The organism is Cupriavidus sp. UYPR2.512 (assembly GCF_000379565.1).
Lineage (GTDB): Bacteria > Pseudomonadota > Gammaproteobacteria > Burkholderiales > Burkholderiaceae > Cupriavidus.
On sequence record NZ_KB902877.1, the window covers coordinates 1 to 9,238 of the forward strand.

At 61.5% G+C, this 9,238-nt stretch carries 11 protein-coding genes and 2 pseudogenes; 4 read left to right on the forward strand and 9 right to left on the reverse strand.

The window, feature by feature from the left end:
• The 4 genes from A3A5_RS37845 to tnpC form a co-directional block, all read right to left on the reverse strand.
• Window positions 1-660 (reverse strand): phage integrase family protein (locus A3A5_RS37845; protein ID WP_035811991.1); only part of this gene is annotated, 660 nt, incomplete at its 3' end.
• A 110-nt stretch (window positions 661-770) separates the two neighbouring features.
• A complete protein-coding gene (locus A3A5_RS0107615; protein ID WP_157637151.1) occupies window positions 771-1,295 on the reverse strand; it encodes a hypothetical protein in 525 nt (174 codons plus the stop codon).
• A gap of 171 nt (window positions 1,296-1,466) precedes the next feature.
• The gene (locus A3A5_RS0107620; RefSeq protein ID WP_026200554.1) at window positions 1,467-2,681 is read right to left on the reverse strand and encodes a hypothetical protein; all 1,215 of its coding nucleotides are present in this window, start codon (window positions 2,679-2,681) and stop codon (window positions 1,467-1,469) included.
• On the reverse strand, window positions 2,678-3,025 hold the full coding sequence (gene tnpC / locus A3A5_RS0107625; RefSeq protein WP_018310013.1) for a Tn3 family transposase post-transcriptional regulator TnpC: 348 nt from the start codon (window positions 3,023-3,025) through the stop codon (window positions 2,678-2,680). The genes A3A5_RS0107620 and tnpC overlap by 4 nt, the downstream gene beginning before the upstream one ends.
• 341 nt (window positions 3,026-3,366) lie before the next feature.
• Between tnpC and A3A5_RS0107630 the strand changes: the two genes are divergently transcribed.
• On the forward strand, window positions 3,367-4,002 hold the full coding sequence (locus A3A5_RS0107630; RefSeq protein ID WP_018310014.1) for a transposase: 636 nt from the start codon (window positions 3,367-3,369) through the stop codon (window positions 4,000-4,002).
• Window positions 3,935-4,231: a hypothetical protein gene (locus A3A5_RS43975; RefSeq protein ID WP_232431287.1), complete on the forward strand. Its 297-nt coding sequence runs from the start codon at window positions 3,935-3,937 to the stop codon at window positions 4,229-4,231. The genes A3A5_RS0107630 and A3A5_RS43975 overlap by 68 nt, the downstream gene beginning before the upstream one ends.
• Here the strand turns inward: A3A5_RS43975 and A3A5_RS0107640 are convergent.
• Window positions 4,218-4,577, reverse strand: a complete 360-nt coding sequence (locus tag A3A5_RS0107640; protein ID WP_232431288.1) for a DUF4158 domain-containing protein — start codon at window positions 4,575-4,577, stop codon at window positions 4,218-4,220. The two genes, A3A5_RS43975 and A3A5_RS0107640, sit on opposite strands and share 14 nt — an antisense overlap.
• A gap of 220 nt (window positions 4,578-4,797) precedes the next feature.
• Between A3A5_RS0107640 and A3A5_RS0107645 the strand changes: the two genes are divergently transcribed.
• On the forward strand, window positions 4,798-5,823 hold the full coding sequence (locus A3A5_RS0107645) for an IS110 family transposase (protein WP_018310017.1): 1,026 nt from the start codon (window positions 4,798-4,800) through the stop codon (window positions 5,821-5,823).
• A gap of 286 nt (window positions 5,824-6,109) precedes the next feature.
• Window positions 6,110-6,265 (forward strand): annotated as a pseudogene (locus A3A5_RS40885) (site-specific integrase); the annotation flags it as partial.
• An 85-nt stretch (window positions 6,266-6,350) separates the two neighbouring features.
• On the opposite strand, the pseudogene A3A5_RS0107655 reads toward A3A5_RS40885, so the two are convergent.
• The 4 genes and pseudogenes from A3A5_RS0107655 to A3A5_RS0107670 form a co-directional block, all read right to left on the reverse strand.
• A pseudogene (locus A3A5_RS0107655) lies at window positions 6,351-6,611 on the reverse strand (C4-dicarboxylate ABC transporter substrate-binding protein); the annotation flags it as partial.
• 114 nt (window positions 6,612-6,725) lie between these two features.
• Window positions 6,726-6,983 carry a hypothetical protein gene (locus A3A5_RS0107660; protein ID WP_018310020.1) on the reverse strand — a complete coding sequence of 86 codons (258 nt, stop codon included), beginning with the start codon at window positions 6,981-6,983 and terminating at the stop codon, window positions 6,726-6,728.
• A 20-nt stretch (window positions 6,984-7,003) separates the two neighbouring features.
• The gene (locus A3A5_RS0107665; protein ID WP_018310021.1) at window positions 7,004-8,461 is read right to left on the reverse strand and encodes a hypothetical protein; all 1,458 of its coding nucleotides are present in this window, start codon (window positions 8,459-8,461) and stop codon (window positions 7,004-7,006) included.
• Window positions 8,462-8,847: 386 nt separating this feature from the next.
• The coding region (locus A3A5_RS0107670) for a DDE-type integrase/transposase/recombinase (RefSeq protein ID WP_018310022.1) at window positions 8,848-9,238 on the reverse strand (391 nt) is incomplete at its 5' end.

Consider the following 9,238-nt stretch of genomic DNA (forward strand, 5'->3'; position numbering starts at 1 on the left):
GGTCGCATTCAGCGTGCAGGCGTTGCGCGGGGCCCGGAAACTGCCCCGCGAGCCGTCGACCTCGCCCGGCAGATGCAATTGTTCCCATGGCACGATGCCGCTTGGCTGGGCGACGATGATCAGGGCGCGGGCACGCTCGGTGAGCTGCGGATGGGCGGCAAAGAAGGCTTCCACCTGGCGGGCCCCTGCCATGCCAAGTCCCTCGATGGCTTTCCACCAGCCTCGCCGGCGGGGGATGCGTACCGTCAGGTCTGACAGCGTACGAATGCCATGGGCCTGCAGCGCCCTGACGGTCCGCGGCGCGAGCCATGCATCGATGGCGTCGCTGATCTGGGGTTGCGGCACCGGTAGCGTGGGCAATAGCTTGATTGCCCGCTCGACGGCGCTGGCGCGTGCACGCCTCTCCTCTGGGGTGTGCTGGAACACCGCGGCGAAATCCGGCCTGTGGCGGCTGTCGGCAAACAGCATGAGATCTCGACGGATGTTCCCGAGCATACCGCGCGCCGATTGTCCGGCAGCCTTGCGAGCCGCCAGATAGTGCTCAACGGCCGCGCGAGAACTGAGCCCCGCGTACCAGCCGCGCAATGCCGCCAGCGAATCGGCATCGGGGAAGCCGGCTGGTGTGGTGGACGCAGAAGCCGGGGTCTGGCCCGTTTTCATATGAATAGGTTTTTTCTTATAAGACGCATCACGCGATAATAACGCTTATCTCTGTAGCATCGCTGAAAGCAGATTCCCGGCTCTCTACGCACTCCTGCCAGCCAGTCAGGCTAGATCCATGACGCGGCGATATCCCGGCGAATCAATCTGCGTCGGGCACGGCGCCGTTGCGCAATCTCAGCCTTGGTGAATGGCTGAGGCTTAACGGCATCCTGGCCACGTCCGAGCTTCCACAGCAATGCCTTGTTGCTGCCGCTTGTGTACCCGGCAATATGCACATCCATTGGGTAGTGTGCCCGCAATTCAACCCCGATGTAATTCCGGCTCAGTCCCGTGCGCGTTGCAATCTGTTTGCAGGATAGCTCGGATCCGTTGGCCAAAGCCTTTCGGATCGCATTCCATGTCAACGAACCCATCGCGTTAGCCTTGACATTGCGGCGAGGCAGACCAAGGAAGTTGGCCATGCTCAGGATGGCGCTTTCGGTCCGCGCCGGCAATTCAGTTTTCCAAACGCGCACGGGAAGTGGATCCGCCCAACGACGACGCAGTATGTCGAGTTCCTCGCAGCTCCAGGCATTGGGGCGGCGACTGGAGTAGCCATGCACGAAATTGCTCACGACAGCATCGGCGCCCATGCTTGGGCATGGGGCGGTGCGAAAAGCGCTTCCCATGCCGCTACCTTCGTCCTACACCCAGCAACAGGAACCGCCAAAGGGGAAAGAGCGCGCTCGCGGAAGTTCACCAGGCCGCTGCTGCTAAGCTCGCCATCACGATTTACGTCATGCCTGTACATCTTCGCGCTTCCCTCACGACCGGTTAGATGGCCCGCAATACATTGCTGACGAAGTCGGCCTGTGGATAGGTCCGGCCGTCAACTGTCGAATCTGCGCCCGGATCTGTTCGGGGTCGACACCCGCGTGAGCAGCGGCCTGCAGGGTGGCCCGGCTGGCGTCAAGTACGTCGATCCCTGTAATCTCGTAACCATGGCCCTGCACAATCCAGTGCAGCGCTGCCATTCCCGCGTTCATGGCGAACGCCGGTCGTTTTTCCGCAAGATCCCTCGCAGCACGCGTGAGCGTCCGGGGATCGGTCGGACTGGTTTTGGCCAGTTCGCTGGCCAAGTCGAACAATCCGGCGTCCTTGGCTGCCGCAAACCACTTGCCGGGTACGTCGGGAGACGATGCGATTAGGTCGCGCAGGATGGATTCGGGCGTCTTGTGCGGGTACTTCTTCACGATGGCCCGGAACGTCGCTAGATAAGTGGTGCCCTGATTGGCCTCCCGGGCATAGCGCTCGTAGGCCTCTTCGGCAAGACCCGAGGACAACAGAATCGCTTCGCAGGCCCGGGCGATGTGCCCATCCGGGTTGTTGCGGCCCCGCGTGGCTTCCGCATAGGCAAGGGCTTCGGCCTTCCTGCCCAGCGCGACCAGTGCCTTGACGGCCCATTGGCGGTAGTGCCACCACTTGAAGGGGGCGCAGTCCACCAGCGCAACCAATTCCTCATGCCGTCCGGCCGCATACAGGGAAGCCAGACAGATGCGGGTTCCTGCAAAATATCCTCCGGCGCGATCGGCCCAGATATGTTTCACCAACGGCAAGAAATCGTCGGCCCACGTGTTTGCAATCTCCGGGTTCACACAAAGCTTGTCCCACTCTTCTGACAAGGCCTCGATATACGGAACCCCCTGGTCCTGAATCGCTTCCCATAGCCGATCGAGCCAGCGCTCACGCATGGCGGTATCGACCTGTGCACCGGCAATGATCGGAACCAGCACGTCGATGGCGCGGTTCACAGCGGTGCCAAGCGCTCCCGAAGAGCTGTCGACCTGTTCGAGGGCCGGTGAAACCCTCTCCAGGAATTTGACCGCACCTTCGGCTGCGAGCACCGCATCAGTACGCGCCACCTGTTTAATTTCAGCGACCGCTTCCTTGATGCGCTGGATAGGCGTGCCCGAGCGCCAGCCAAAGGCGTGGCGCCGAAAACGCTGGGCGAATTGCCACTTGTGCGCGACTGGCTTCATATCAAATCATCCGATTGGGAGCGCAAGTCCTGGAGAGGACGCAAGGCGAGCAGCATCCGCTCGAGCACAAGCTGCCAGTCTTCCAGTTCCTCGATGAGGTCATCAGCCTGCTCCACCAGCGTGAGGTCGTCCGTCGAATACACGAGGCTCGCGCCGTTGATCACGGTGTGCGCCATGCCGTGCAGGCGCAGCAGATCATCACGCCGCCCATCAATGCCACAACGAGCTCGAATCTTGTCGAGGAGGTCTACCGCTTGTTGGATGACCAACGTATCGTAGCGCTGCTGCAGTGACTGCAGCGCAGCGGCATCGACGGAGCCATAGGGGGTGTCGATATCAGGCATGGCGTTTGGGTCTCCGGATGGAATGGGCGGGGCCGGCAAAGAGAGGTGGCGCCGTTTGTTCGGACAGGGAATCCGGATTTTTAAGTGGAGGCGCTGAGGTGGTCAAGCTGCCGATTTGATCGCTGGCAGCGTAGCGAAGTATGTCTCATCCGAAGTGGCTTTGTCCGGATGGGGGTATTGCAAAGATGCTGCGGGTTGTGTAAAAGCGCAACATCATGAAGCCAGCTTGAATAATGCCATATAAAGCCAGACTAAAGACGGGTGAACCGCGCAAGCGCAAGAAGCCGGGGTACCGGGTGACGAACGCGCGGGCGTATAACCAGAGCCTGAGAAAGCGCGGCATGATCAGCCTGTATGTGCCGGGCGGCGATCTGAAGGCGCAGCTTATCAACGCAAAGATCCGTACGCCGGGCGTGTCGGGGCGTGAGCCGACCTATACCACGGCGTACATCGAGCTGATCTTTACCTTCTACCGGCTGTTCGGCTGGGGGATGCGGCAGATCACCGGCTATATGGAGGACTACTGGGAGACTCGCGGGCTGGACATCCCGGTGCCCAGCGCCAGTCAGCTGGGCGAACGGTTCGCTTCACTGGAGGTGAGCGTCACGCAGCGTTGCGAACAGCTGGCCCGGCGTCTCGCGCGCGGCGGGACGATCAGTCTCATCGTCGACAGCACGGGATTGAGCTTTGGGCGGGCGAGCCAGTGGTACGAGGAAAAGTACGCTCAGAAGGCCGCGCGCACGCCGTGGCGCAAGATGCATCTGTCGATCGACGCTGACATGAACGTACACGCGATCCGCATCACCACTACAGAAGTATCGGACAGCGAAGGAATGGACGCCGTGCTGCCCGCTGATGTGCCGATGGATCTACAGCATCGAGCGTACCGAAGCGCTTTCAGGCGCGGGCGTGACGCCCGTCATCCCACCGCCAGCTCACGCTGTCGTACACGGCGAGGAGCGAACCCGCCGGCATGACCAGATCGTCAGATACATCGAGGACAAAGGCATCTATGCATTTCACAAGAAATACGGCTACGGTGTGCGCTCGCTGGTCGAGGCGCAGATCTCGCGCATCAAGCGCTGCATCGGCGAGCGCCTGCTGACGCAGGAGCTTGCGTCGCAGGAAGGCGAAGGCGTAATCATCGCCAACCTGCTGAACCGGTGGAACGCCTTCGGCAAACCGGTTTGCGTCAAAAATGCATAGTCGCGTCCATAGCACGGGAACTCGTACCCATCCGGACAAAGCCGTGTTCATACAGCGTCGGATATCGCTGATAGATGGTGCGTAGCGAGGCGATCGTCGGAGTTGGTAACCCCAGCTTCTCGCCCACGTAGCGCAAGAGCTGACGGGGGAGTGTGTTCAGTTGGTCAAGGGTACAGCCACTTGCCCGCAGAAATGCCAGCTGGATGGCGGCTCCGGCGCGGCCGGCACGCCGAAATTTCTGGTTGATTGCGGCAACGTCGCTGTCGGTCAGCGCGAAATAGTACTCGACATCGAATTCCGACAATCGAGAAGGCAAGCTGTCTTTCCCCACATAACGAAATTCCAAGCCCGGCATCTTCCGCCCCCATCCAGGTGACACGATCCGAATTCGCGGGCGGACATGGTACTCCCGAAGTCACTTGAGGGCAGCAGACAGCTGCCTGCTTTGCACGGAGCATCTTATAAAGAAAGGCTTTGCGGGGAAACCGTAAGATTTTACTGAGATGGACCCGACGTCTCCCTTCGGGGGACACTGTCGGCCTCAACCTGACACGTGGAGGTTCATCATGGAAATCGACATCCTTGGCATCGATCTCGCCAAACAAGTGTTCCAGCTCCATGGCGCGGACCACCGCGGACGGCCTGTACATCGAGCGAAGGTCTCCCGTGGCTCGCTCCTGGAGGCAGTACGCACGCTGAAGCCGGGGATGGTCGTTATGGAAGCTTGCAGCACCGCTCACCACTGGGCACGACGCTTCCAGTCGCTAGGCATTGAAGTCCGGCTGATCAGTCCACAGTATGTCTCGCCCTTCGTCAAGACGAACAAGAATGACCGCAACGATGCCGAAGCGATCGTCGAGGCCGCCAGCCGGCCTGCCATGCGCTTCGTTACAGTCAAGTCGGTCGAGCAACAGGATATCCAGGCCGCGCACCGGATGCGCGCAATCCTTCTCCGCCACCGTACCGCCATGATCAACCAGATGCGTGGCCTGCTCGGCGAGCGGGGACTCACGATTTCGCGTTCACCCGAGGCGTTCAAACGCGCCATCCCGGAATTACTCAGCAAGAGCGCCGACGAACTGACGTCGTTCTGCCAGACGCTGTTGACTGAAATGCTGCAGCACCTGCAGGCGATCGAGGCGCGCGTCCATTTGATCGAAGCATCGATCCAGTCCTTCATGAAGCGATCCGCGCTGTGCAAGAAGATTGCGGAAGTGCCTGGCATTGGTCCGATTACCGCCACTGCCATGGTCGCCGCTGTCGGCGACGCCAAGCAATTCAGGAACGGCCGCCATTTGGCAGCCTGGCTCGGCCTGGTGCCACGCCAGTACTCCTCAGGGGGCAAGCCCAGACTGCACGGGATTAGCCGGCGCGGTGACACCTACCTGCGGACTCTGCTTATCCACGGCGCCCGGGCGGTCTTGCGCTACGCAACCAGAAAAGCCGATCCGCAGAGCGTCTGGCTGCAGCAACTGATTGCACGGCGGGGGCACAACTGCGCGGCGGTCGCACTCGCCAACAAGAACGCGCGCGTCATCCAGGCGCTGCTCAGCGGAGACTCGAACTATATGACGCGACGCGCGGCAGCATAGCTCCCAACCGCTTGCAAGGAGAGAAATACCCACGCAGGTTTGCGAAGCTTCTCAAAGCGATGACGAAATTGGTTGAACCAGCATCCTAAAGCCTGTTTTTCGTGCCGGCGGCCGGTTTAGGCACGCCGCGATTTTGCTAAGGACAGGGTGCGCGGATCTCATCGAGGCTGCGGGCGTGCTTCGGCAAGCGCCCATCGGGCAAGCCGGATACATGCATGCAGACCGTTTCGACATCACGAACAAGAAGCTTGCAAAAGGCGTCGGGTCCATACATGCACAAAAAGGACGACTACCCCATGCAACGCACGCGCTGGCCAAGGGCGTCGAGCTGAGCGCCGTGCGCGATAACTTGCGCCATGCGTCGATTTCGACCACGTCGATCTATCTCCACAGCGACGACGTCAAGCGGGCAAGGCAGTTTGGGCAGGCGTTCACGGCCTGAACTGCTTATTCTCAATCCGAATAAGGCGAAGTGTTTTCATAACCACAAGGCTTATGATGGCAATTCGGCCTTATCTTGGTCAGAGGCCTGCCTGAGCCTGGCCGCTTTGCACCGCGCGCTTGATCTCCGGCGCCTTGAACAGTGACGCGTTGGCGTGCACCGTGATCTTCAGCTTGCCCCCGGTGGCAGCCTCCACATCCCTGGCGAATTGGGTAATGTTCTCGGTGTGGTAGTTGGTCGCGGGATAGGCGTTGGCCAGGTCCCACCTGGTCTGGGCCTGCACGCTAGCGATGAGGGTCAGGCCCGCGAAGGTAGCCAGCGCGATGTGCTTGATCGGATACGACATGAAATGTGCTCCGGAATTGAGAAACTGGGAAACGCTGCAGGAAACGGACGCAGTCATCCCCGCCACGGCCCGCACGGGTTGGCGATAGCGTGGACACCGTTGCGAGAAATCGACTTACTTCTTGGGTGAAAGACCTGGCGGCACGGCCGGCAGATCCTTGCTCTCGGACTTGGGCTCTTCAGGAATCTTGCAGTCGGGATCCTTGAACGGACCGCCCGCCTGCTGCACCCACTCCGGGCTGATGCGCATCTGCGCGCAGACGACCTGGCCGGATTGCATGTTCTTGAACAGGAAGAAGCCGCCGGAGGGCTGAGCGGCCACCGTGCCGCTCAGCACAAACCCGAGAAGAACAGCGAAGCACTTGGATGTCATGGCACTACTCCTTTGATGGATCACCGTGCGCCCGATGCGGCAGCCAGGCTGTCTGCCACCGCGAATACCAGATTACGCGCCTGCGCCACGATGGCGTCGCGCGTCTGCTCGAAGGTGGCATCCGTGATCTTGCCATCGCTTCCCGCACCGAAAACCGTCATCACCGGCGTGTGGATGTGTCCGGCCGGGATATTCAGATTGAAGACATCGCGCAGCAGGGTGTTGCGGTAGGCGCTCTCGTTGGAAAGGTAGTTCCCACCGCCGCCGGACGTCGCGCAGTTGGTCTCCAGGGGGTTCACGGCGGGCGCAGCCTGGAGCGCGGCAGAAGCTGCATAGTAAGCCTCGATCGTGCCGGTCCCTGCCAGAAACGCTGCCACGGCGACATCCACCGCCTTCTGGGCCTGCTCACGCGCCATACCCGCATCGCTCGCGGATTTCGAGCAGTACGCCTGCACGTCGTACGAATCCCGCCGGATCACCTTCCAGCCGTTCGACCCGCCCGCGTTGCCGATACCGGCGCCCGTCTTCGCGTCGATCATGAATTGGAACGGCAGGCTCGCCTGGGTGAACTGGGGCGGATCGTCCCGCTTCCAGGGCTTGGTCTCCCGGCCGAACCAGCGCGCCGGCGGGAAGATGTCGCATTCCAGTGCCGCAGCAAATTCGCCACCTGCCCTGCATTCGGGATGCTGATTGTCATTGCCGGGAAAATTGGCGGAGTGATATCGACCGTTGAAATGCTCCAGATGGAAGGCGCCGCTACCCTGGCTCATGCTGATGGACGCTTCGACGCGCTTGGGGCCCGACTTGAACCACGGGCCCAGGGTGTCTTCCTGCATTCCCATCGCGAAGGAGCCGTAGTTCACCGGCAGGACGAAGGTGCGAATCACGGCCTGGGTCCCGTCAGGCAGGGTGCGGGTCACGCCGTCCAGCGACAGGATAGTGGCGCCCGAAGGGTTGCCGATGCGGATATTCGGATTGCCGTCCACCCCCGGCGCGCCGAGCGTGAATGGATCGAAGCCGCTGACCAGGATGCGCTTGTAGCGCACCCCTTCGGGAAAGTCGATTGCATCCTGACCACGCGAGGCACGCTCGAAAGTCTGCTCCAGCGCGGCACGCTGCTCGTCACTGAGTGCGAAGTCGGGCTTCCACTGGCGAAGCGCAAGCGTCATCGTCAGCCGCGCCCAGTACAGCATGCGGTCGTCACTCTTGGGCAGCGTGCCCTCGACCTTGCGCCCCTGGACGCGGTCCACCGCCGCCTGCCAGAGTTTCTGGCCCTCGGTCTTGACCAGCGCCAAGGCCTCGTCATGGCTCGATGCCCCCGCCACGCCATCCTTGCACAGCTTGCGCGCGAACTCCGGGCCGAATTTGTCGAAGCCGCTGGCCTGCAACAGTTGCTGCGAGAAGCTGAACGCATCGCTGGTACTCAGCTTGTTGGTCAGGCGCTGCTCCTCGAACGAGGCCGCGACAGTCGTGTCCATTGCGCACCGTGCCTGGATTGCCGGAGGTGTCGGAGGAGCTGGAGAAGTCGGGGAAGCCGCGCCGGACCGGTCGCTGCCGCCCTCACCGCAACCGGCCAATATCGCCATGCAGGCGCTCAGCAGCGCGCCCTTGCTGAAAGACGCGAGCCAGCAAGGCCCGTCGGTCTTGTCCGCGCTCACGCGGAGCCTCTGAAAGTCGCACGCCATGACGCTCTTCTCCTCGAACGGGTGGAAAACACGTTGACAGCAAGACACCCCGCATGACCGGAGACGCTGTCGGACATATCAGTGGTGTCGCAGCTGCATGGTCAGCATGTCACGCAATCGGGTTCTGTCGCGATAAGGAATTACTGTAAGGGCGACCGAGGGTGGCGAGAGCGCCGCGGTCATATGGCCAAGGAATAGAACTGCTCGGCGGCCGACGGACTGCTCCCCCTGGGGATAACCATCTGCCCTTTGCGGATCATGCGCATGGTCTCGATGCCACCGAGGATGATGCGAGCGCAGCGAAAATTCTGGAACCCCAACATCGGCCTGACCCGGCGTTTGATGCCACGGTGGTCCTGCTCAACGAGGTTATTCAGATACTTGTTCTGCCTGATCTTGATCGGCGTTTCCCGCTCAGCATTGATCGCCTGCAGGGCCGCGAGGTTCGCGCCACTCTTGTCCACCGTGACGGTNTTTGGCGCACCGTTCTGGGCGATGGCCTTTTCGAAGAAGCGCCGGGCAGCGGCAGTGTCTCGGCGCGCGCGCAACAGGAAGTCAATGGTCTTGCCG